Origin of the sequence: Micromonospora sp. NBRC 107095 (assembly GCF_030269705.1) — a bacterium.
Lineage (GTDB): Bacteria > Actinomycetota > Actinomycetes > Mycobacteriales > Micromonosporaceae > Micromonospora > Micromonospora parva.
On sequence record NZ_BSTU01000005.1, the window covers coordinates 328,383 to 351,320 of the forward strand.

Annotated in this window: 16 protein-coding genes; 6 read left to right on the plus strand and 10 right to left on the minus strand. The window is 73.1% G+C overall.

Annotation, left to right across the window (positions count from 1 at the left end):
- Window positions 1-43: 43 nt before the first annotated feature.
- Together QSK15_RS24345 and QSK15_RS24350 are read right to left on the minus strand one after the other, a co-directional pair.
- Window positions 44-1,582 carry a pyridoxal phosphate-dependent decarboxylase family protein gene (locus QSK15_RS24345; RefSeq protein WP_285796462.1) on the minus strand — a complete coding sequence of 513 codons (1,539 nt, stop codon included), beginning with the start codon at window positions 1,580-1,582 and terminating at the stop codon, window positions 44-46.
- Window positions 1,583-1,665: 83 nt separating this feature from the next.
- A complete protein-coding gene (locus tag QSK15_RS24350) occupies window positions 1,666-2,697 on the minus strand; it encodes an ABC transporter substrate-binding protein (protein ID WP_285796463.1) in 1,032 nt (343 codons plus the stop codon).
- A gap of 73 nt (window positions 2,698-2,770) precedes the next feature.
- Here QSK15_RS24350 and QSK15_RS24355 point away from each other — a divergent pair, with 73 nt between their 5' ends.
- From QSK15_RS24355 to QSK15_RS24370, 4 genes are all read left to right on the plus strand, one after another.
- On the plus strand, window positions 2,771-3,883 hold the full coding sequence (locus QSK15_RS24355; RefSeq protein WP_285796464.1) for a FecCD family ABC transporter permease: 1,113 nt from the start codon (window positions 2,771-2,773) through the stop codon (window positions 3,881-3,883).
- A gap of 156 nt (window positions 3,884-4,039) precedes the next feature.
- Window positions 4,040-5,068: a FecCD family ABC transporter permease gene (locus QSK15_RS24360; protein WP_285796465.1), complete on the plus strand. Its 1,029-nt coding sequence runs from the start codon at window positions 4,040-4,042 to the stop codon at window positions 5,066-5,068.
- A 29-nt stretch (window positions 5,069-5,097) separates the two neighbouring features.
- A complete protein-coding gene (locus tag QSK15_RS24365) occupies window positions 5,098-5,922 on the plus strand; it encodes an ABC transporter ATP-binding protein (RefSeq protein ID WP_285796466.1) in 825 nt (274 codons plus the stop codon).
- Complete coding sequence (locus QSK15_RS24370; RefSeq protein ID WP_285796467.1) at window positions 5,919-7,967, plus strand: penicillin acylase family protein; 2,049 nt, start codon at window positions 5,919-5,921, stop codon at window positions 7,965-7,967. The genes QSK15_RS24365 and QSK15_RS24370 overlap by 4 nt, the downstream gene beginning before the upstream one ends.
- Before the next feature lie 60 nt (window positions 7,968-8,027).
- Here QSK15_RS24370 and QSK15_RS24375 read toward each other — a convergent pair whose 3' ends face one another.
- From QSK15_RS24375 to QSK15_RS24390, 4 genes are all read right to left on the minus strand, one after another.
- Complete coding sequence (locus tag QSK15_RS24375; RefSeq protein ID WP_285796468.1) at window positions 8,028-11,741, minus strand: S8 family serine peptidase; 3,714 nt, start codon at window positions 11,739-11,741, stop codon at window positions 8,028-8,030.
- A 129-nt stretch (window positions 11,742-11,870) separates the two neighbouring features.
- Window positions 11,871-12,479 (minus strand): bifunctional 4-hydroxy-2-oxoglutarate aldolase/2-dehydro-3-deoxy-phosphogluconate aldolase, encoded by a 609-nt coding sequence (locus tag QSK15_RS24380; RefSeq protein WP_285796469.1) that lies wholly within the window; start codon window positions 12,477-12,479, stop codon window positions 11,871-11,873.
- A gap of 67 nt (window positions 12,480-12,546) precedes the next feature.
- A complete protein-coding gene (locus QSK15_RS24385; protein ID WP_285796470.1) occupies window positions 12,547-13,572 on the minus strand; it encodes a sugar kinase in 1,026 nt (341 codons plus the stop codon).
- An 84-nt stretch (window positions 13,573-13,656) separates the two neighbouring features.
- Window positions 13,657-14,517: a S1 family peptidase gene (locus QSK15_RS24390; protein ID WP_285796471.1), complete on the minus strand. Its 861-nt coding sequence runs from the start codon at window positions 14,515-14,517 to the stop codon at window positions 13,657-13,659.
- A gap of 171 nt (window positions 14,518-14,688) precedes the next feature.
- On the opposite strand from QSK15_RS24390, the gene QSK15_RS24395 reads away from it, so the two are divergent.
- Window positions 14,689-15,870, plus strand: a complete 1,182-nt coding sequence (locus tag QSK15_RS24395) for a low temperature requirement protein A (RefSeq protein ID WP_285796472.1) — start codon at window positions 14,689-14,691, stop codon at window positions 15,868-15,870.
- Window positions 15,871-16,037: 167 nt separating this feature from the next.
- Window positions 16,038-17,216: a low temperature requirement protein A gene (locus tag QSK15_RS24400; RefSeq protein ID WP_285796473.1), complete on the plus strand. Its 1,179-nt coding sequence runs from the start codon at window positions 16,038-16,040 to the stop codon at window positions 17,214-17,216.
- 9 nt (window positions 17,217-17,225) lie between these two features.
- Here the strand turns inward: QSK15_RS24400 and QSK15_RS24405 are convergent, their stop codons facing one another.
- The 4 genes from QSK15_RS24405 to QSK15_RS24420 all read right to left on the minus strand — a co-directional run bounded on the left by QSK15_RS24405 (window position 17,226) and on the right by QSK15_RS24420 (window position 22,848).
- Window positions 17,226-17,798 carry a nucleosidase gene (locus QSK15_RS24405; RefSeq protein ID WP_285796474.1) on the minus strand — a complete coding sequence of 191 codons (573 nt, stop codon included), beginning with the start codon at window positions 17,796-17,798 and terminating at the stop codon, window positions 17,226-17,228.
- Between the two features lie 37 nt (window positions 17,799-17,835).
- Window positions 17,836-20,553 carry an Hsp70 family protein gene (locus tag QSK15_RS24410; protein ID WP_285796475.1) on the minus strand — a complete coding sequence of 906 codons (2,718 nt, stop codon included), beginning with the start codon at window positions 20,551-20,553 and terminating at the stop codon, window positions 17,836-17,838.
- A gap of 210 nt (window positions 20,554-20,763) precedes the next feature.
- Window positions 20,764-22,242, minus strand: coding sequence for a right-handed parallel beta-helix repeat-containing protein (locus QSK15_RS24415; RefSeq protein ID WP_285796476.1), 1,479 nt, complete (start codon window positions 22,240-22,242; stop codon window positions 20,764-20,766).
- Between the two features lie 153 nt (window positions 22,243-22,395).
- Window positions 22,396-22,848, minus strand: a complete 453-nt coding sequence (locus tag QSK15_RS24420; RefSeq protein WP_285796477.1) for a GNAT family N-acetyltransferase — start codon at window positions 22,846-22,848, stop codon at window positions 22,396-22,398.
- Between the last annotated feature and the right edge of the window lie 90 nt (window positions 22,849-22,938).

The following is a 22,938-nucleotide window of genomic DNA, read 5'->3' on the forward strand; positions in this document are numbered from 1 at the left end:
TTCGTGGTCACCGGCGTCAGCCGACGGGGCAGGTTCATCGGCGTCAGCCGACGGGGCAGGTCAGGTCGGCGGCGACGTGGTCGTGCACGTACCGCCCGGCGTGGGTGGCGATCAGGTCGAGCACGTACCCGACGTCGTCGACTGTGGTTTCCGGGTTGAGCAGTGTGAACTTCAGGAAGTGCCGGCCGTCGACCCGGGTCCCGGCGACCACGGCGAGACCGGACGCGGCGAGGGCTTCCCGGGCGTGCAGGTTGGCGGCGTCGGCCAGGTCCCGGCCGGGGCCGGTGGGCAGGTAGCGGAACACCACGGTGCTCAGCTCGGAGCGCGTCACCACCTCGAAGCGCGGGTCCTCGCTGACCAGTTGCCAGGCGTCGGCGGCCCGGTCGACGACCTCGTCGAAGAGCGCGCCGAGCGCGTCCGGGCCCATCACCCGCAGGGTGAGCCAGAGCTTCAGCGCGTCGAAGCGGCGGGTGGTCTGCAGGCTCTTGTCGACCTGGTTGGGGATGCGTTGCTCCACCATCCGGGCCGGGTTGAGGTAGTCGGCGTGGTAGGTGACGTGCCGCAGCGCCCGCCGGTCGCGGACGAGCAGCGCACTGGAGCTGACCGGCTGGAAGAACGACTTGTGGAAGTCGACGGTCACCGAGTCGGCCCGCTCGATGCCGTCGAGCAGGCGCCGGCGCGTCGGCGAGACGAGCAGACCGCAGCCGTACGCGGCGTCCACGTGCAGCCAGACGCCGGCCGCCGCGCAGATCTCGGCCAGTTCGGTGAGCGGGTCGATCGAGCCGAAGTCGGTGGTGCCGGCGGTGCCGACGACCGCCATCACCACCAGCCCCGCCTGCCGGCACCGGGCGATCTCCGCGCGGACGGCGGCCGGCCGGATCCGTCGCCGGGCGTCGGTGGGTACCGCGATCACCGCGTCCGGGGCGAGGCCGAGCAGCTTGGCCGACTTCTGCACGCTGAAGTGACCGGCGGCGGAGGTGAGCACGCGCAGCCGGGGAAGCAGCTCGGCGCGGGCCGACGGACCGACGGCGCCGACGCACGCCTCCTCCCGGGCCAGCAGCAGCGCCTGCAGGTTGGACTGGCTGCCGCCGCTGGTGAAGATGCCGTCGGCGTGCGGGCCGAGGCCGATCCGTTCGGCGGTCCAGTCGATCAGCCGGCGCTCGATGAGGGTGGCCCCGGCGCTCTGGTCCCAGGTGTCCAGGGAGGAGTTCACGGCGGTGAGCACCGCCTCACCGAGCAGCGCCGGGATGGCCACCGGGCAGTTGAGGTGGGCCAGGTAGCGGGGGTGGTGGAACCAGACGGCGTCGCGCAGGTAGACGTTCTCCAGTTCGTCCAGCGCGGCGCCCGCGTCGCCCAGCGGACGGTCCAGGTCGACCCGGTCGACCAGGGGGGCCAGCTCGGTTGGCGTGATTCCGGTGCCGGGACGGTCCACCGTCGCCACCCGGCGGGCGACCCGGTCGACGCCGTCGGCGATTGTCCGGCGGTACTGCTCGACCGAGCCGCCATGCAGCAGCTGGGCCCGCGCGGCGGTCGACGCCGACGGCGGCGTGGTGGTCTTGACGGGGTGCGTCGGCACGGTCACGGAATGTCCTTCCACGTTCTCGACGAGGGCAGCCGGAACCCACCCCAGGCGCGGCGGTGCGCCTCGGGTAGGTGCGGTGTTCGTCAGCTGACCTTCTTCGCGTTCCGGATGGCGGTGGCGAGGTTCTCCAGCAGCGGCGCGGAGCCGGCGTACGAGAAGCGGGGCACCGCGTCCCACGCGCTCACCTGGTTGGCCTTCACCGCCGGCAGTTGCTGCCAGGTCGGCTTGGCGGTGAGGTCCTTGGCCTGCAGCGCGGTGCTGCGGTTGTCCAGCAGGATCAGGTCGGCGGGGAACTTGCCAGCGCTCTCCCAGCTCAGCGCCTCGAAGTAGTCGCCGGCCTCGAGCTTGGTGGGCACCACGATGTCGACGCCCAGCTCGGCGAAGTACATCAGGTCGGTGCTGACCTTCGGGTTGGAGACGTAGAAGAGGTCGGGGCTGCCGGAGCAGGCCATCACCCTGATTCCGGGGTTGGCCTTGACCGCCTGTCGGACCGCCTCGGCGGCGGCGTCGAAGCGGGCCTTCGCGTCGGTGACCTTCTTCGCGGACAGGTCCGCGCCGAGCGATTCGGCAAGTGCCGCGTACCGCTCGATGGGTTTGGTCATCGGCACCCGGGCGGTGGTGATCGCCACGCTGGGCGCCAGCGGGAGGATCTTGTCCTTGCTCTCGTCCGGCACGTACCAGAGCGCGTCCGGGTCGTACATGTGGGTGACCAGCAGTTCGGGGCGCAGCGCCGCGTACTTCTCCAGGCTGAACTCGCCCCACACGTTGCCGAGGATCTCGACGCCCTCGACGTTCAGGTCGCCGGCCTGCGGGTCGGCCGTGCCGTCGGCGCGCTTGGTCTCACCGAACACGCCGACGAGCTGCTTGTCGAGACCGAAATCGATCAGGGCCGCCGCCACGCCGGTGAACGCCACCACGCGGGTCGGGCGGGCCGCCGCCTCGACCTTCCTGCCCCGGTCGTCGGTGAACGACCAGGGGCCGCCCCCGTTGCCGGCAGCGGGCTTCGGGGCGTCGTCAGTGCCGCAGGCGGCGAGCAGGGTGGCGAGCGTGGCGGCACCACCGGCGGCCAGCAGACCACGGCGGGAGAGACGGCGGGCGGACAGGGCATCGGGCATGGTGTTGTCTTTCGATCAAGGGTTGGCCGGGCTCGACCAGGGCAGCGGGGTTAGGTTAGCCTAACCTCGGTCATTGTCAACAGCGGTTCGCCGTTTCGCCACCACCCCGGAGCCCACACTGGACGCCACACCCACCGTCACCCGACCGGCACCGTCCGTGCCGGCCCGGAGTGCTGTCGCACCCCCGAGCCGGCGTGGTCGCCAGGCGGCCCGCGCCGGCGGTCTGGTCGTCGCCGTGGCACTGCTCGCGGTGATCGTGGTGCTCAGCATCGCGGTCGGCGCGAAGTCCATGCCGCTCGCCGACGCCTGGTCCGGGTTGCTGCACAGCGACGCCGCCGAGTACGCGGTGGTGCACCGGATGCGCCTCCCCCGAACCCTGCTCGGGCTGCTGGCCGGTGCCGCCCTCGGTGTGGCGGGCGCGATCATGCAGGCCCTCACCCGCAACCCGCTCGCCGACCCCGGGCTGCTCGGCATCAACGCCGGGGCCTCGGCGGCCGTGGCCACCGCCGCCGCGTTCCTGGGTGTCACCGCCGTCGGCGGGTACGTCTGGTTCGCGCTGCTCGGCGCGGCGACGGTGACCGCGCTCGTCTACGCCGTCGGCGGCGGGCGGGGCGCCACCCCGGCCCGACTGGCGCTGGCCGGGGCGGCGCTCAACGCCACCCTCTACTCCTACGTGAGCGCGGTGATGCTGCTGGACACCGCGTCGCTGGAGCGGCTGCGCTTCTGGACGGTCGGTTCGCTGGCCAGCGCGGACCCGGCGACCGTCACCCGGGTCCTGCCGTTCATAGCGATCGGGCTGCTGGTCGCGCTCGGCGCGGCCCGTCCGCTGAACGCGCTCGCGCTCGGCGACGACGCGGCGCGAGCCCTTGGCGCCCGACCCGCGCTGATCCGCGCCGCGGTGATCGTCGCGGTCACCCTGCTCTGCGGCGCGGCGACCGCCGCGTGCGGTCCGATCGTCTTCGTCGGGCTGCTGGTGCCGCACCTGGTCCGCGCCCTGACCGGCCCGGACCTGCGCTGGCTGCTGCCGTACTGCGCGGTGCTCGCGCCCGCGTTGCTGCTCGGCGCCGACGTGCTCGGCCGGGTGCTGGGTCGACCGGGGGAACTCCAGGTCGGCATGGTGACCGCCGTGCTGGGCGGTCCACTCTTCCTGTGGCTGGTCACCCGCCGACGGGTGGCCCGACCGTGAGCGAGCGAAGCGAGCGAACCAGCAGGCTCAGCAGCGTGATGCCTCGCGTCATCGCGCAGCGAAGCGGAGCGATGGCGTGAGCGAGCGAAGCGAGCGAACCAGCAGGCTCAGCAGCGTGACGCCTCGCGTCATCGCGCAGCGAAGCGGAGCGATGGCGTGAGCGTCATCCGTACTCCCGGGGGGTTGTCGTTGCGGTTCCGGCCCCGCGCGTTGGGTGTCGGTGCCGGGGCGGCGTTGCTCGCGGCCGGGTTCGGCCTGGTGGCCCTGGGCAGTGGTGACTACCCGATGGGGCCGGCGGACGTGCTGCGCACGCTGACCGGCGGCGGGACCGCGGCGGAGCAGTTCATCGTGTACGACCTGCGCCTGCCCCGGCTGGTCACCGCCCTGTTGGTCGGTGCGGCGCTGGCGCTGGCCGGCACGGTGTTCCAGTCGCTGGTCCGCAACCCGCTGGGCAGCCCGGACATCCTGGGCTTCACCCAGGGCGCGTCGACCGGCGCGCTGGTGGTGGTGGTCCTCGGCGGCAGCAGCCTGGCGTTGGCCGGCGCGGCGGTCGCCGGTGGGCTCGGCACCGGCCTGCTGATCTACGCGCTGGCCTGGCGGCGCGGGGTGCACGGCTACCGGCTCATCCTGGTCGGCATCGGGGTGGCCGCGATCCTGACCGGCGTCAACGGCTACCTGCTCACCCGGGCACCTCTGATGGACGCCGCCCGCGCGGTGCTCTGGCTCACCGGCAGTCTGGACGGGCGGGGCTGGGCCAACGCCGGGCCGCTGCTCGCCGTTCTGCTCGTGTTGGCGCCGCTGGTGCTCGTCGGCTGCGCCCCGGCGCTGCGGATGATGGAGCTGGGCGACGACGCGGCCGGCGCGCTGGGCGTGCCGGTACGCCGGCTGCGCCTCGTGCTGCTCGCCGCCGCCGTGCTGCTGGTCTCGTTCGCGGCGGCCGCCGCCGGGCCGGTGTCCTTCGTGGCGCTGGTCGCCCCACACGTGGCGAAACGGCTGACCCGGGCACCGGGCCCGAACCTGGTCCCGTCGATGACCGTCGGCGCGGCGCTGCTGGCCGGCGCCGACCTGCTGGCCCAACGCGCGTTCGACGGGCACCAACTGCCGGTCGGCGTGGTGACCGGCGTGATCGGCGGCGGTTACCTGGTCTGGCTGCTCGCCGTGGAACGCCGGGCCGGCCGGCTGTGAACACCCGCGACACCCTCGAAGGAGCACCCATGCGACCCGGCGATTCCCGGCTCGGCGGCACCGCGCTGACCCTCGCCTACGACCAGCGCACCATCGCCGAGAACCTGACCGTGGCGGTGCCCGACAACTCCTTCACGGTGATCATCGGCCCGAACGCGTGCGGCAAGTCGACGCTGCTGCGCGCACTGTCACGGATGCTGCGCCCCAGCGCCGGTGCGGTGCTGCTGGACGGCCGTAACATCCACGACCTGCCGGCCCGCACCGTGGCCCGGACGCTCGGACTGCTGCCGCAGTCGTCGATCGCGCCGGACGGCATCAGCGTCGCCGAGTTGGTCGCCCGGGGCCGTTACCCCCACCAGGGGCTGCTGCGGCAGTGGTCACGCGAGGACGAACGGGTGGTCGAGGAGTCGATGGCCGCTACCGGTGTCGACGACCTCGCCGACCGGGCGGTGGACGAGTTGTCCGGCGGGCAGCGGCAGCGGGTGTGGATCGCCATGGCGCTGGCGCAGCAGACGCCGCTGCTGCTGCTCGACGAGCCGACCACGTACCTCGACATCGCCCACCAGATCGAGATCCTGGACCTCTGCGCCCGGCTGCACGAGGAGCAGGGCCGCACCCTGGTCGCGGTGCTGCACGACCTGAACCACGCGGCGCGCTACGCCACCCACCTGATCGCGATGCGCGACGGGCGGGTGGTGGCCGCCGGGGAGCCATCGTCGGTGGTCACCGCCGACCTGGTGGCGGAGGTGTTCGGGCTGCCCTGCCGGGTCATCGACGACCCGGAGACGGGCACCCCGCTGGTCGTCCCGGCGGCCCGACGCCGGGCCACCACCCTGGCCCCGGAGCCGGCGTGAGCACGCAACGTTTCCGCGACCCGTGGGGGGTGCCGCACCTGCGGGCCGACGACCCGCTCGCCCTCGCCACGGCGCAGGGTCGGGTGACCGCGTACGACCGGGCCTGGCAGATCGAGGTGGAACGGCACCGGGCCCGGGGCACCAGCGCGGCGTTCCTCGGCGCGGACGCGCTCGGTTGGGACCGGTTCGTCCGGCAGGTCCGGCTCGACGACACCGCCCGCCGCTGCCACGCGGCGCTGGACAAGGCGACCGCCGAGTGGGTGGGCGCCTACGTGGACGGCGTCAACGCCGGTCTCGCCGCCGGGGCGGCCCGGTCTCCGGAGTTCGCCGCCACCGGGCTTCGCCCCGGTCGGTGGGAGCCGTGGACACCGCTCGCGGTCTGGCTGGGCCACCACATCCTGTTCGCCGGGTTTCCGGGCAAGCTCTGGCGCGAGCACGTCGCACGGCGGCTCGGGCCGGACGCCGTCGACCTGTTCGCCACCGACGGGCCGGCCGTGGCCGGCAGCAACGGGTGGCTGCTCGCCGCCGAGCGCACCGGCACCGGGGCCGCGCTGCTCGCCGGCGATCCGCACCGGTTCCTTGAGGATCCCGGTGTCTACCAGCAGATCCGGTTGGCCTGCCCGGAGTACGACGTCATCGGGCTGGCGGTGCCGGGCGTGCCGGGCATCGCCCACTTCGGGCACACCGGTGCGGTGGCCTGGGCGATCACCAACGCGATGGCCGACTACCAGGACGTGTACGCGGAGCGGCTACGCCGCGACGGCCCCCGGGTGCAGGCGCTCGGCCCGGACGGCTGGCGGCCGGCGCACCGGCACGTCGAGACGATCGAGGTGGCCGGGGCCGACCCGGTCGAGGTCGAGGTGGTGGAGACCGACCGTGGTCCGGTGATCGCCGGTGGGCCCGATGACGAGACGGCGCTCAGCCTGCGCTACCCGCCCCGGGTCCGGGGTGACCTCGGTTTCGCGACGCTGCCGGAGCTGCTGCGCGCCCGCACCGTGGCCGATGTGGATCACGCGCTGCGGCACTGGGTGGAGCCGGTCAACGTGGTCCAGGCGGCGGACACCACCGGAGGGCTGCTGCACCGGGTCGCCGGGGCGGTGCCGGTACGGCACCCCGAGAACGGCCGGCGGGTGGTCCCCGGATGGGACGCCGCGCACGCCTGGCGGGGCTGGCACGCGCCGATGCCCCGCGCCGAGGTGGTCGGGCGGGCGGTGATGGCCAACGAGCGCGCGCTGGCGGCACCGTTCGGAGTGGAGTTCGCCGCAAGGCACCGGGCGAACCGCATCGCCGAACTGCTCGACGCCCGTGCGACGTGGACGGCCGACGAGATGGCGTCGGTGCACACCGACACGTACCTGGGCGCGGCCGGGCCGCTGCTGGCGGTCCTCGCCGAGTCGACGGGGCTCGGCCCGGCCGCCGCCGCGCTACGCGACCGGCTGCTGCGCTGGGATCGCCGGATGGCCGCCGACAGCACGGACGCGGCCGCCTACGCCATCCTGCGGGCGGCTGTCGTACGCCGGCTCGCCGCCCACCCGGCGCTGGCCGCGCTGGCCGAGCCGCCCGCGTACCCCGAGGTGTTCGCACCCTGGCTGGCGCTGACTCCGCGGGTCGGTTACGCGCTGGAGCACCTGCTCGGCGCGAACCCGCCGCCCGGTGTGGACGTCGGCGCGCTGGTGAGCGCGGCGGCCGAGGAGGCCGGCGACGCGGCCGCCGGGCCGGTGCCCTGGGGTGACCTGCACCGGTTGGCGTTGTGGCGGGCGCTGCCCGGCGCGGACGCCGTGCCCGGCCCCCGGCTCGCCGGTGACCACGACTGTGTGCTGGCCACCTCCAGCGTGCCCGGGGTCACCCACCGGTGCCTGCGGGGGCCGGCGGCGCGCTTCGTCTGGGACCTGGCCCGCCGCGACGACAGCCGGTGGGTGGTCCCGCTGGGCGCGTGCGGGGTGTCCGGCGACCCGCACCACGACGACCAGAGCCGCGCCTGGCTGGCCGGGGAGCTGCTGCCGGTCGTCACCGACTGGGAGCAGCTGACCGAGGAGCGGGACTGACGGCACCGGCCGTCGCCGGGGGTGCCCGAGGCACCCCCGACGACGGCCGGGCACGTGGCGTCAGCGCAGGCCGAACGCCCGGGTGATGCGTTGGCTCACGGTGTTGCCGGCGGCGTCGCGCGCGGTGGTGCGCAGGCTCACGAAGCCGGCCGTCGCCGGTGCGGCCAGCGAGGTGCGCCAGCCGTCCCCGTGCCGGGTCAGCCGCTGCTTCTGCCAGCTCGCCCCGTCGTCGTAGGACACCTCGACGGTCACCGCGCCGATCGTGCCCGTGACGTCGGGCAGGTGGGAGGCGACAACGGTCAGCGGCGCCCGCCGCGCCGCCCGGCCGGCGGCGTCGATGTCCACCTGGTAGTCCAGCTGGATCATCGGCAGCACCTCGGCCGACTCCTCCCCCGTCACCGCCGAGGTGAAGCCCCACTCGGTGCGGGTCTGCCGGGAGTACGGGTTGCTCCAGGCGGCCCTGTCGTTCTCCACCACCAGCCGGTACGGCAGTCGCTTCTCCGCCAGCCCGGAGACCTGGAGGTACTCGGCGTTGCCCCAGTTCAGCTCCTGGTCACCCTGATAGAGGGTGGTCCGGTTGACCATGTCGTAGTTGGCGTACGCCTCACCGATGTGCCCGCCTCCGTCGCCCCACCCGGGCGCGGGCAGGTAGACGGTGTCCAGGTACCGGACCGGCACGTAGCCGCCACCCATCCGGGGGCGCTGGATCGGCCCGAACCAGGTGACGGCGCTCGCCTTGCCAGCCGGGTAGGTGGCCACCGCCATCAGGTGCTGACCGGTCTCGCCGACGATGAACGCGTCGTCGACCCACCGCTGGTCGGCGCTCACCCAGTCGGTGCGCCGACCCTGCGCCGGGGCCGGCTCCTGGTTGCTCGACGCCCAGCCGCGCCAGACGTCGGTGCGGAACTCCAGCGCCTTGCCCTGCCGGTAGTTGCGGAACTCCACGTCGACCCGGGCCAACTGCCGCTTGGTGGGCCGGTAGGTGGGATCGGCCGGCACCGTGCCGGACCAGTGGTGCGCCACGTCGTACAGGTAGGTGGTCTCCGGGTGCGACTCGACGGTGAGCCGCACCGCGCCGCGCTCCAGCTCGGCGATGAGCTGCCCACCCTCGTCCGCGCCGAGCGTGGCCACTGTCACCGGGGCCGGGCTCTCCGGGCTCCACGCCGACTCGTCCCAGGGCTGCAGCCGACCGACACCGTCGTTGACCACCAGTAGCAGCTTCGCCCCGGCCGCCGCGGCGGCCTGCGCCTGGGTGGCGATGTCCACGGTGTCGCTGCGGCGCACCACCACGGCCCGGTCCCGGACCGGCCGCTTGGCCAGCCCCGCCGCCGACGCGTCGGCGACGTACACCGCGTCCAGCTGACGACGACCCTCCGGCAGCGCCGGGGTCGCCCGCTTCACCAACAGATCGTCGTACGAGCGACCGCCCGCCGAGACGGTCAACGCGGGCTGCTCCAGCCGCCACCGGGCACCGAACTCGAACTCGCCGTCGGTGACCGGACGGCTCGTCGGCAACGCCCACATGCTGTCGTACGAGTCGTCGGGCAGCACCTGACTCTCGGTGAGACCGTTCTTCGTGGACCGGTGGATGTCCATCCGCAGCGCACTGGCGGTGGCCTCCTGCGGCACCCGGGCCTGCACCTGCCGGGCGGCGCGCGCGTCCAGGGTGACGGTGCGGTCGGTGTCCAGGTTGACGTCGGTGAAGCTGAGCATCGCCATGCCCTTGGAGTGCGGCCCGTGCACGCCGCGCACGTCCGCCGAGATCCAGCCGTTCCAGCTCGCCACCGGCAGCCGCAGTGTGGCGGTGCCGCTCTCGGGCAGGTCCACGGCGGTGAACAGGGTGTCGGCGGTGAGGATGACCTTGCCGACGAGCGGCTTGCCGTCCCGGTCCTTGGCGACCAGCGTCAGGTTCTGCCGCTGACCCTCCTTGCCGGCGCCGATCAGGGTGCGGCCACGCACCGCACCGGCGTCGTCGGTGGCGACGATCATGCCGCTGACCTGCTTCTCCACCGGCAGCTTGTCGTACGCGGCGGTGACCGTCACGGTGGCGGTGCCGCCGGCCGGCACGGTGACCCGGTCGGCGGAGAGCGCGAACAGACCGGCCGGCGCGGTGGCCGCGTCGACGGCCAGTGTGAGCGCGACCGGTGTGCCGCCGACATTGGTGTAGGTGACAGTGCGGTCGACGGTCATGCCCGGCTGCTGCGGCCACGCCTGGAAGCCGGAGTACGCACTCGGGGTGGCGAAGACGGTGGCGTGCGCGGCGGCCACCGCGTCGACCCGGCCGGCACCCGCCTGGTACGGGGTGTACTCCGGGGTGGCCTTGACCGTGCTGACCAGCGCCTCCTTGATGCGCTGACCGGTCCAGTCCGGGTGCGCGGCGGCGACCAGCGCGGCCGTGCCGGCCACGTGTGGGGTGGCCATCGACGTGCCGCTCATCAGCGTGTAGTCCCCGGAGCCGCCCCGCACGAGGTGCGAGCGGGCGGCCAGGATGTCCACGCCCGGGGCGGTGATCTCGGGCTTGAGCCCGCCGTCGCCGGCCCGTGGGCCCTGGCTGGAGAAGTCGGCGAGGTGGTCGGCCTTGTCGACGGCGCCCACGGTGAGGGCGGAGTTCGCGGCACCCGGGCTGCCGATGGTGGCCGGGCCGCTGTTACCGGCGGCGATCACGAAGAGGGCACCGGTCTCGGCGCTGAGCCGCTCGACCGCCTGGCTCATCGGGTCGCTGCCGTCGGTGGACTCACCACCCAGGCTCATGCTGACCACCCGGGCCTTCTGCTCGCGGGCCGCCCACTCCATCCCGGCGATGATCCACGAGTCCTGGCCGCTGCCCTCGCTGTTGAGCACCTTGCCGATGTGCAACCGGGCGCCGGGGGCGACGCCCCGCTCGACGCCGCCGGACGCCGCGCCGGTGCCGGCGATCGTCGAGGCGACGTGCGTGCCGTGCCCCTTGTAGTCGAGGATGTCGGGCTCCGACGGAACGAAGCTGCTGGACTCGGCGATCTGACCGACGAGGTCCGGGTGTTCGGCGTCCGCCCCCGAGTCGAGCACCGCGACGTCGACGCCGGCGGCGGTGTTGCCCTCGGTCCACAGCGTCGGCGCGCCGATCTGCGCGGTGGACTCGGCCAGGTCGGCGTGCACCCGGCCGTCCAACCAGACCTTCGCGATGCCGTTGGCCAGGGTCGGGGCGTCGCCCGTACGTCGGGTCGAGCCGGCGGTGAGCGCGGTCCAGAACCGGTCGGCGGTGGCGCGTTGGCGGGTCAGCGCCGCGCCCTGCACGCTGTCCAACTGTCGGACCAGCTCGGCACCGTCCAGGGCGGGCCGGGTGCGGTTGCGGGCCGCCGCGTCGGTCATCGTGACGATCAGCGGGAGCGCGTCGGTGTGCGCGTCGTCGTAGCCGTCGGCGATGAGGTCGGTGACGTTGAACAGTTGCCGGTCCAGCAGGCCGCTGGTGACATAGGACAGCGCGGCGTCCGGGTAGACGTAGGTGTCGCCGTCGCGCACGGTGCGGTGGAAGCTCGGGGTGCTGCCGTCCGGTCGGCGCACCGTCGACACCGTGCTGCCGTCCGCCGCGGTGGTGACGGTGACCGTGTCACCGGTGATCAGGGTGACGGTGGACGCGCGCCCGGCGGCGGCCGGGGGCAGGCCCGCCGGGCGGTCGGGCTGGTTCGGCGGGGCGGCGGCCGCTCCCGCGCCGGGTGGGGTGAACCCGGCCGCCAGGGTGAGGGCGGCGCCGAGGGCGATCAGCCCGGATCGGCGACGCCGGTGAGACAGAGCCACGGTGACCTCTTTGTGTCGAGAAGTGGTACGCACCACAGCATCGACGTAACAGCCCGCCCAAAACCGCCGCCGCCCCCGACGCTTTTACGCCATGGCACAACCCCGCCACCCGTCCCCCGCCCGGCGGGGTCAGGGGGTGGTGCGGGTCAGCTTGGCGAGGGCGTCCAGTTGGGTGGTGTCGGAGAGGGCGGAGCCGACGGCCACCACGCGGACGCCCGCCTGCAGGAACGGGCCGGCGTTGCCCGCGTCGAGGCCACCGGTGGCGACGAAACGCAACTGCGGCAACGGACCGGCCATGGCCTTGAACCAGGCCGGCCCGAGGGAGATCGCGGGGAACGCCTTGAGCCAGGTGAGACCGTGCCGCAGTGCCTGTTGGGCCTCGGTGGGGGTGGCCACACCGGGCAGGTGCGGCAGGCCCCGCGCGGCGGCGGCATCGGCGACCGCGAGGTCCAGGCCGGGCGCGACGGTGAACCGGGCGCCCGCGTCGGCCGCCGCGGCGACCTGGTCGACGTCGAGCACGGTGCCGGCACCGACGATCCGGTCACGTTCGGCCCCCGCCGCGACGGCGGCCCGCAACGCCGGCACCGCGTCGGCGGTGGCCACCGGCACCTCCACCACGTCGATGCCGAGGTCCCAGGCCCGCTCGGCGAGCCGAACGGTCTCGGCGACCGGAAGGCCGCGCAGGATCGCCATCACCCGGGCGCCGCCGAAGATGTGGTCGAAGTCCGGTGTGGTCATGGTGCACTCCATCCAAGGTCGCGGTGACAGTGGTGCTGCTGGCCGGGGCGCCACCCGGCGGCCCGGCTCAGGTCGTCGCCCCCAGGTCGGTCAGGTCGAGCGGCGACCAGGCGTCGGCCGGGGCGTCGATCAGCTTCTCGAACCAGGCCCACGGTGGGACCGGGGAGTTGTCGGCGCTGCTGGTCAACGCCTGCGCCGCCATCAGGTGGCCGAGGCGCAACCGCCGCACGGGGTCGAGGCCGCGCAGCAGCCCGGCCAGGTAGCCGGCGGCGAAGGCGTCGCCGGCACCGACCGGCTCCACCACCGTCACCCGGGGAGCAGGCACGAAGACCGAGTCGGCGTCGCGGACCAGCGCGGTCGCGCCCACCGCGCCGTCCTTCACCACCACCGTCTCCGGAGCGGGCAGCACCTCACGCACGGCCGTCGGGTCGGTGACGCCCCAGAGGGTCTCCGCCTCGTCCTGGCCGACGAAGACGAGGTCGCAGCGGTTGGCGAGGTCCCGCAGCACCGGCGCGGCCTGCTCGGCGGACCACAGCCGGGCCCGGTGGTTGACGTCGAAGCTGACCCGGGCCGCCGGCAGCGGCCGGTCGGTCACCGCGTGCTCGACGAGCGCCCGGCAGGACGCGGACAGCGCCGGGGTGATCCCGGACAGGTGCAGCACCCGGGCACCGGCCAACGCCGGGTCGGCCAGCGTGGCCGGATCCATCCGGGTGGCCGCAGACCCGGCCCGGTAGTAGTGCACGGCGGTCCCCTCCGGGCCCGGGTCCTTGACGTACAGGCCGGTGGGGGCGGCCGGGTCCACGCACACCTGGTCGACGCGGACGCCGGCGGCGGCGACGTGCCGCACGACAGCCCGGCCGAACGGGTCGTCGCCGACCCGGCTCACCCAGGTCGTCAGGTGTCCCAGGCGGGCCAGGTAACCGGCCACGTTGGACTCGGCGCCGCCGACCGAGACGGCGACCCGCTCGGCGTGCTCCAGCAGCTCACCCGGCGCGGGGCAGAGCACCACCATCGTCTCCCCCACCGCGGCCACCTCCACCGCCGGATGGCCGGCCGGCACACTCGCCTGGTCAGGTCGGGGGTCGGTCGGCATCGGGCACACGTCCTCGCGGCGGGGGGTGCTGGGCGTCGCCGAGCCTAGGTGTCGCGCGCGGGACGGGCAAGCGGTGTCCCGCCGTCAGGGCAGCGTCAGCCCGTACGCGGCCAGCACCTCCGCGATCGGCTGGTAGTAGGTGGTGCCGCCGGTCGTGCAGTTGCCGCTGCCGCCGGAGAGGATGCCGAGGATGGTGCCGGTGGCGGCCACGTAGAGCGGTCCGCCGCTGTCCCCCGGCTCGGCGCAGATGTTGGTGCGGATCAGGCCGTAGATCACGCCGGTGGCGTAGTTGACGGTCTGGTTGAGACCGGTGACCGTGCCGCAGCGCACCCCGGTGGTGCTGCCGCTGCGGCACACCGCCTGACCGATGTACGCGGTGCCGGGGCCGTTGATGGTCAGCAGGCCGGGGTAGGTGTAGACGGCGCTCGGGTGGGCGATCCGACCGGTGTAGCGGATCAGCCCGTAGTCGTTGGTGGGGTAACTGGTGGCGGTGCGGGTGCCGAGCACGGTGCTCTGGGCGCTGTCGGCGTACCAGGTGGCGGCGGCCGCGGTGCAGTGCCCGGCGGTGATCACGTAGTAGGTGCTGCCGCTGCGCGCGTTTGCGCCGAGCGAGCAGCGCGCACCGCCGCCGTAGATGCCCTGCCCGCCGGCGATCAGCGGGCGCAGCGTTCCGGGTTCACGGCGCAGCAGCGCACCGGCCCGGTCGGCCACCGCCCGCAGTGCGCGCAGGTCGCGGGGGGTCACGGTGTCGTCGACGGTGAGGGTCATCCGGCCGGTGCCGGGGTCGAGGCCCCAGGCGGTGCCCGCGGTGCGTACCCCACTCAGCAGGGCCACCGGGTCGGCGGTGGGCGCGGCGGCCCGGTCGGGGACGGCGGCCTGCGCCGCGCCGGGTGTGACGAGCAGCAGGATGGTCAGGGCGAGGGCGGCCAGCGGGGAGCGACGCATCCGAACCTCCGAAGAGATCGAGAACGATGGATGCAGTGCAGCATCGCGCGGCGCTCGGCACCGTGGCAAGCTCCGCCCGCCCTCTTCCCCGACCAGCGAGAATCACCGATCCGGGGGACGGCCCGTGCCAGGGCACCGATAATCCTCGGGAGACGCGGCGGGAGGCCAGGCATGACCACCGAAGGGAATGCGACGCTGGTACGCCGGCTGGACGGGTCGACCCGGGCCACGCTGCTGGAGCTGCTCTTCGACGTGGTCTTCGTGGCCGCCCTCGCGCTGACGTCGAAACTGTTCTCCGAGGAACTCTCGTGGGCCGGCGGCGCCAAGCTGCTGCTGATGCTGACCGCCGTCTGGTGGACGTGGTCGGTCACCGCGACCACCACCGAGTTCTACGATCCGCAGCAACGCCCGATCCAGGCCATCCTGATGCTGGCGATGGTCGGGTCGGTGGCGATGGCGGCATCGCTGCCAATGGTCACCATCGGGCACCAACTGCTCTTCGTGGCCTCGTACGTCGGCACGCACGTCATTCGCTGCATCATCCTGGTCACCGCCCTGCACCGGCAGCGGCACCAGACGGCCAGGGAGCGGGCCACCCGGTTTCTCTTCTGGTTCACGGTGTCCAGCGTCTTCTGGATCACCGGCGCGCTGTCAGAAACGCCGAACTGGGCGCTCTGGGGGATCGCCATAACGATCGACCTGGTCGCCGGGGCGGCCCGCTACCCCACGCCCCGGCTGGGCAAGGTGCCACTCACCCAGTACGGCCGGACCACCGAGCACCTCGGCGAGCGGTACCAACAGTTCATCATCCTGGCCCTCGGCGACATCATCCTGGTGCCGACGCTGCAGGTCAGCCGGGGCCATCTCGACCAGCTCCGGCTCGCCTCCCTGCTCTGCGCATTCGCCGTCATGCTGCTGCTCTGGCAGATCTACGTCTTCCGCGCCGGCGAGTTGTTGGTGGCAGCCGGGTCCAAGGGGAGCCGGGCCACCCGGCTGGCCCCGTTCACCCATCTGGTCATGCTGGCCGGCGTGGTCTGCACTGCCGCCACCTTCGACCTGATCGTCAGCAGGCCGACCGGAACGACGCCGGTGCCGTGGCTCGTGCTGATCATCACCGGCCCGACGCTGTTCGTGGTCGGTCGCGTGTTGTTCACCATGGCGGTGTCGTGGGTCATGCCGTGGCGGCGCGTCGCCTGGCAACTCCTGCCGCTGCTGGTGCTGCCGTGGGCCGGCGGCTGGCCGCCGTTGCTGGTGGCCTCGATCGTGGCGCTCGGGTTGGCCGGTCACATCCTGATTCCCGGAGCGGCCCGGGAGACCACACCGGGCCTGCGGATGCGCAAGCCCGACGCGTGACCCCATGCCGTCGTCCGACGGGCCGACCGCCCCTCGGCGAGGTCCCGCGCGGGCGTCCGCCGTGCCAGCCTCCGGGCCTCCCTCGGTGACCTGCGGGAATCGCCGATCCGGGGACGAGCCGCGTCGACACCGCCGACAATTTCGGGAGACGCGGCGGGAGGTCCGGCATGACCACCGGAGGCACCGGGGCGCTGGTACGCCGGCCGGACGGGTCGACCCGGGCCACGCTGCTGGAGCTGCTCTTCGACGTGGTCTTCGTGGCGTCGCTCGCCCTGACCTCGACCCTGCTCGCGGAACGCCACACCTGGTCCGCCGCGGCGATGGTCCTGCTGATGCTGACCGCGATCTGGTGGACCTGGTCGGTCACCGCCACCACCACCGAGTTCTACGACCCACAGCAGCGTCCCATCCAGGCCATCCTGATGGTCGCCATGATCGGGTCGGTGGGGATGGGTGCGTCGCTGCCCAAGATCGCCAGCGGGCACGCGCTGGTCTTCGCCGTCGCGTACGTCGGCACGCACGTGATCCGCGGCATCATCCTGATCACCAGCCTGCACCAACAACGGCACCGGCTGGCCATGATCCGCGCTGCCCGGTTCCTCTTCTGGTTCCTGGTGTCCGGCGTCTTCTGGATCACCGGCGCGCTGTTCGACCCGGTGAACTGGACCCTCTGGAGCATCGCCATCGCGATCGACCTGGTCTCCGCGGCGGCCCGTTACCCCACGCCCTGGCTGGGCCGGGTGCCCTTCGACCAGTACGAGCGGACCACCGCTCACCTGGGCGAGCGGTACCAGCAGTTCGTCATCCTGGCCCTCGGCGACATCATCCTGGTGCCCACACTGCAGGTGAGTCGGGGGGAGTTCGCCGGGCTCCGGGTCGCCGCGCTGTTCTGCGCGTTCGCGGTCATGCTGCTCCTCTGGCAGATCTACGTCTTTCGCGCCGGCGAACTGCTGGAGGCCGGGGCGAGGGCCGGCCGCCCGGCGCGGGTGGCGCCGTACACCCATCTGGTGATGCTGGCCGGAGTGGTCGGCACGGCGGCCTCGTTCGACCTGGTCGTCGCCCGGCCAACCGGTACGACGCCGGTGGGATGGCTGTTACTGATCATGGGCGGCCCGGCCCTGTTCGTGATCGGCCGGGTCCTGTTCACCCTGCTGGTGTCCATGCTCGTGCCGTGGCGGCGAATGCTCTGTCTCACCCTGCCGCTGCTGACGCTGCCGTGGGCGGGCCGCTGGCCACCGCTGCTGGTCACCACGAGCGTGGCGCTCGGGCTGACGGTGCACATCCTGCTGCCCGGAGCCGCCCGGGAGACCACGCCGGGCCTGCGGGTGCGCCAACCCGACGACTGACCCGCACACTCAGCCGACGTGTCGAGCGGCCCACTCGGCGAGGTCGCGGGCGCACGCGTCCACCGACTCCTGCCAGGTCCGGGCCGCGCCCTCCCCCGCCTCGTCGCTGACCTGCTTGACCAGCCGGCACGGCACACCGGCCTGCGCCGCGGCCCAGGCCACCGCGTACCCCTCCATGTCGACCAGGTCGGCGCGCTGCGCCAACCGGTCCCGTTGCTCGTCGTCGGCCACGAAGGTGTCACCGGTGGCCAGCACCGCGCCCTCGGTGGCCAGCGACAGCGGCGCCCCGTACGTCTCGCCGGTGAGCGTGCGCAGCAGCTCGGTGTCCAGGTCGTGCTGGAGGACGGTGGCGATCTCGTGGATGCCGGCCAGCCCGGGACGCAACGCCCCGGCCGTACCCAGGTTGAGCAGCAGGGCCGGGCGCGGCCCGGCGGCCAGCACCGCGGCCACCGCGCTGGCGGCGTTCACCTTGCCCATGCCGGTGAGCAGGACCGGCAGCTCGCGCGGCAGGTAGCGGGCCTCCTCCCCGACGGCGAGCACCACCAACGGACGATCGGCGCGGACCGTACCTCGAAGATTCACCGGAGCATCGTACGAGCCCGGCGGTGGGGCGCTGACGTCAGTCGGCGGTGAAGCGGTACAGCACGAAGTCCTGCTCCGCACCGCAGGCGATCAGCTGGGTGTTCCACGAGCAGGACGAGCTGCGCACGTCCTTCAGCTCACCCAACTCGTCGACCTTCCCGGACTCGGCCCACACGCCGGCCAGCACCCGGTTGTCAGCGGCGGTGCTGGGTGCCTTGGCGAACACCAGCAGGTTGCCGGCATCCAGTCGTACCCCCACACCACTGCGGTCCCGCAGCACCGGCTTGCCGTCGGAGCCGAAGAGGGTGACCGCCGGTTCCGGGTACTCCCGCTGGGCGAGTACCTGCTCACCCACCGCGACCAGGCTGGTCACCCCCGGTGCCGGCCAGCGGATCGTGTCCTTCCCCTCGGTCGCCGCCACCACCTCGGTGCGCTTGGCGTCACCGTTCGGCAGTTGCACCAGGCAGGCTCGCCGCTCGCCGCAGGCCACCAGCTCCTTCGGGCGGTACGCGTCGTCGCCGGCCCGGTGCAGCACCACCGGCTTCGCGTCGGAGCCCAGGTCGTACGCCAGCAGCTGGTAACCGCCCTCGTTGGCGGCCACGTACAGGCGGTCCCCGTGGGCGACCACCAGGTCGTCGAGGTCGGCGACGCTGCCCCACTGGCGCAGCACCGCGCCGGACGCCATGTCGAGCAGCCGCACCGACCGGTCCGCACCGACCTGGACGAGTCGCCGCCCCTTGCCCGCCCACGGGTCGCGGGGCGTGCCGTCGAGGAAGGCCGGCCCGCCCGCCGCCGCGTCGGTGCCCACCGGCCGGACCACTGTGCGACTGCCGCTGTACTGGTCGGTGGGGTTGGCCTGGACCCACTTCTGCGCGCCGTCGCCGAGGCGGAGGCCGACGAGTCGGGCGGCGGCCCGGTCCACGAGCACCGCCGTGTCGTCGGCGAAGAAGACGTCGTCGTCACCGCGCACCGCGCGCTGCCACCGCTGCGCGCCGGTACGGGCGTCGAGGACCGCCAGCGGGCGGGGCGTGCTGTCGCCCGGCGCGTCGGCGAGCACGGCGACCCCTCCCGGTACGGCGATGATCGCCTCCCAGTCGTCGGCCCGGACGTCGGTCTGCTCGCGCCACACCTCGTCGCCGGTGGTGGCGTCGACGGCCACCACCTCCAACCGGTCGTCCGGCAGCGGGAACCCCAGGTAGGCCCGGTCGCCGAGGATCGCCGTCCACATGCCGACCGGCCGCTGAGCGCCGGCCGGCGGCCGGGACAGCTCCCGCAGCGACGTGAACTCCAGATCGGGATAGCGGTCGCGGGTCAGGTAGAGCGTCGCGGCTGCGCCGACCCCGACCAGCGCCACCACCGCCCCGAGCAGCACCCAACGGGCCCGACGCCAGCGGCTCGCGGACACCGCCGGGGGCGGTGCGACGCCGCCAGAGCCGGGCCCCGCCGGCGGGGTCGACAGCGGCCAGGGCTGCGGCGCTACGACCGGCGGGGCGGCTCCGGCCGGCGCATGCTCGCCTCCAGGGCGCGGGGCATACCCGCCGGCGGGGTTCGGCGGGAGCGGGTGTGCGGGGCTGGGCGCGTGCGGGGGTCCCGCGTGGGCCGGGGCGGCTAGCGGCCTGCGCAGTGGCAGGTCGGTCAGGGCACCCTCGGCCACCGGCAACTCCGGCTGGTCCAGCACCGTCGGCGCGATCCCCAGCTCGGCGTGCAGCATCCGGGCCACCAGCGGAATCCGCGACGACCCGCCCACGAGGAACAACCCGGCGAGCTGGTCGGGGCGCAGGCCGGCGGCGGCGATCACCTCCCGGGCCCGCTGCACCGCGCGCCGCAGCAGCGGCGTGGCCACCCGCTCGACGTCCGCCCGGGTCAGCTGGATCGCCTCGGCCACTCCCGGCACCGCGACCGGCGCGACAACGGACCGGGACAGGGTCTCCTTCGCGCCCCGTACCTCGTCCCAGAGCCGGACCTGGTCGCGGCGCTGCGCCGGATCCGCCGGTCGGGTGAGCCGGGCCCACTGCGCGGCGTGCCGCTCACCGACCAGCTCACCGACCCGCCGTACCAGCGCGGCGTCGAGGTCCAGGCCGCCCAGGTCGGGCAGGCCACCGTCGGCGACCACGCTGAAGCCGGAGTCACCCCACGGGTCCGCCCCCTCGTTGCGCAGCACCGCGACGTCGAGCGTCCCGCCACCGAAGTCGAACACCGCGATGGCCCCGCCGACCGGCACCGGACGGTGCAGCACCTGCGTGTAGTAGCGGGCGGCGGCCACCGGCTCCCGCAGCAGCCGGGTGCCCGGCGGAGTCGGCCCGGCCAGGGTGTGCTCGGCCGCCTGCGGCCAACCCGCCCGCAGCAGCGCGTCGGCGAGCACCTGCCGCCGCGTCGCGTCCCACGCGGCCGGGCAGGTGACCACGGCCGGGGGCAGGAAACCCACTGCGCCCACCGCGGCCCGCGCGACCGCCGCCAGCACCGCGGCGAGCAGCTCGGCCGGCGGGTACGCGTGGTCGCCGAGCCGCACGGTCGGCTCGTCCACCCGACGCTTCGGGTTCGCCTCGAAGCGGGCCGGGTCGGTCTGCGCCAACCGGCGGGCGTCCCAGCCACTGTGCAGGGTGCCGTCCTGGTCGGCGTAGACGGCGGACGGACTGAGCGGTTGACCGTCCATCAGCAGCGGACGGGTCCGCCCGTCCGGCCAGCGCAGCACCGCGACCGTGTTGGACGTACCGAGGTCGACGCCGAGTGCGAAACCCTCGTGCTGGCCTGCCATTGCCCGATACCTCCGCCGCGACGAGGGGAACTCGACCCCGCATCGTACGCAGGCCCCGCAGCGGTGCTGATCACTCGGTCAGTCACACTCGCCGCCGTCAGGACGACTGGCGTTCGCGGGACGGCGGAGATCGGCGCGACAGGCCGAACGGGTCAGCGCAGCGGTCGACACCGCCGGAGCGCGTCGCCGCGCTCGGGCTGCGGCGTCACGTCAAAGCTGGACGTTGTCGGCGAGCACGGTGCCGGTCGCGCCGTTGCTGATGCCACCGGCACCCAGCGAGCGCCATCGTGTGCCGGTGACTGTCATACCCACCCCGCTGTTGATCGCGACCGCATGCTTCGCGTTGCCGTAGGCGACGTTGTCGCGGGCGGTGACCCGGTTCGAGCCGACGATGTCGATGGCGCTGTAGGTGTTGGGCGTCCGGTAACCGGCGTCGGAAACCGTGTTGTGCGCGACCTCGGTGATGTCGACGCCGCTCAGGTGGATGCCCTGCTGGAGTGATCGGTAGATTCGGTTACCCAGCACGCGCACCAACTCGGCGTTGACCACCTTCACTCCGTAGCTGCCGGCACCCGCCACGTGGATGTCGTTGTCGGACACTGTGATCCCGGTGACCTGCGAGAGGTTGTTCCGGGCGATCAGGACGCCGCCGTCGGTGGGCTCGGTGATGGTGTTGCCGACGATGGTGACACCGATGACCAGGGCCGGGGTCACCGTCTCCTGGCTGAGAACTCGCACCCCGCGCTGGGGCCCGTTGAAGGTGTTGCCGTTGACGACGATGTTGGAGCTGGACGGATCGCCGACGAAGACGCCGTCCTTGCCACCCTTGGTGCTGTTGCCGGCGATGGTCATCGTGTTACAACCCCAGCAGTCGATGCTGTTGTCGTCGAAGCCGATGACCGTGTTGCCGGCGATCTTGCCGTTGCGGCCGTAGCGGTTCGAGATGCCCTGCGAAATCGCGACGGGCGGACTGACCGCGGTGATGACGTTGGAATGACAGGTATAGAAGTTGATGCCAACCGCAGCCGAATCACCGCGGAAGATGATGCCCCAGTTGCAGTTGAGGACGCGGTTGTCGGTGACAGCGCAGAAGTCGGCGTCGGCAACGTAGATCGAGCTGCGATAGTTGTTGTCGGCCACCGTGGAGCCGTGCCCGCAGTGGTCGAAGAAGCAGCCGGTGACTGAGACATGGTGCGCGCCGGAGGAGACGGACACGCCTGAGGCGCCGATGTTCGTGAACCGACAGTTGACAATGGAGCTGTACTGAGCGTCGCCCTCGACGATCACACCGACGCCACCCGGCTGGCTTGTTCCGTCGAAGTTGAGGCCGTCGAGCGCGTGGCGCGCCCTGCCCAGACGCATCAGGTTGACTGCCGCACCCGCCTTGATCGTGGCACCGTGGCCTTGCAATATCTGCGGTGCGCTCCCGTAGACCGTGAGCGTGTTCGTGATCAGGTAGACGTTGCCCGGCCCGCCGAAGTCCACGGCCCGGCCCTGCGACAGGCACCGCTGCACCGCCGCCGTGTCGTCCGTGACACCGTCACCAACCGCGCCATAGTCCTTCGGCGACACCACCGAGGTGTCGGAACCCGCCGCCGTCGCCGGCTCAGCGGCGGTCAGCGCCGCAACTCCCGCCAGCACCGGCGTGCCGTAGAGCAGAGCGCGGCGGCTAAGGCTGTTCTTCGTCATGTCGACCGATCCCCCGTAGATAGGCTTCACACCGCTGGGAGCCTACGCAAGGCAGATCCGACGCGGTGCCCCTCGGAATGGGGCGGCAAGCACCACCGTCGCGCCCGCCGACCGCACCTCAGGCCGTCGAACAACCGGGGTGAAACGGCCTGGTCAGTGGACGGACCGGACGGCGACGATCTGACCTCCGCTGGTCTCCCCGGTCGGACGGAATCCAAGCCTGAGATAGAACCCATCCGGGCCGTCCTCCCCCGATTCCCAGGTCGTGAAGATCTGGTCGTGCCCTCGGCTGCGGGCCTCCGCACGGACGGCGTCCACCGCGAAGCGGCCGTACCCCCGGCCCTGTTCCTCGGCGGCGATGTTGAGCCGCCACAGGCCCGAGCGCCTGTCGTCCGGTCGATCCCACTCGATGTCGAAGAAGCCCATCAGGAAGCCGACGATCTCATCACCCTCCACGATCAGACGTGGCCAGGCGATCTCGGGCTGCGCGTACGCCTCGGCGAGGGACCAGGCGACCGGGGACGAGTACTTCTCCTGGTCGGGTCGCACCTGCAACCGACACGCGGCTTCCACGTTGTGTTCAGTGATCTTCACCAGTCCGGGCACGCCCGCCACCTTATCGAGCGGAGACCGTCCGCAGCCGTCGAGTGGCCCGACCCACCATCCGAGCGCCCAGCACGACACAGTCCTGGTCCG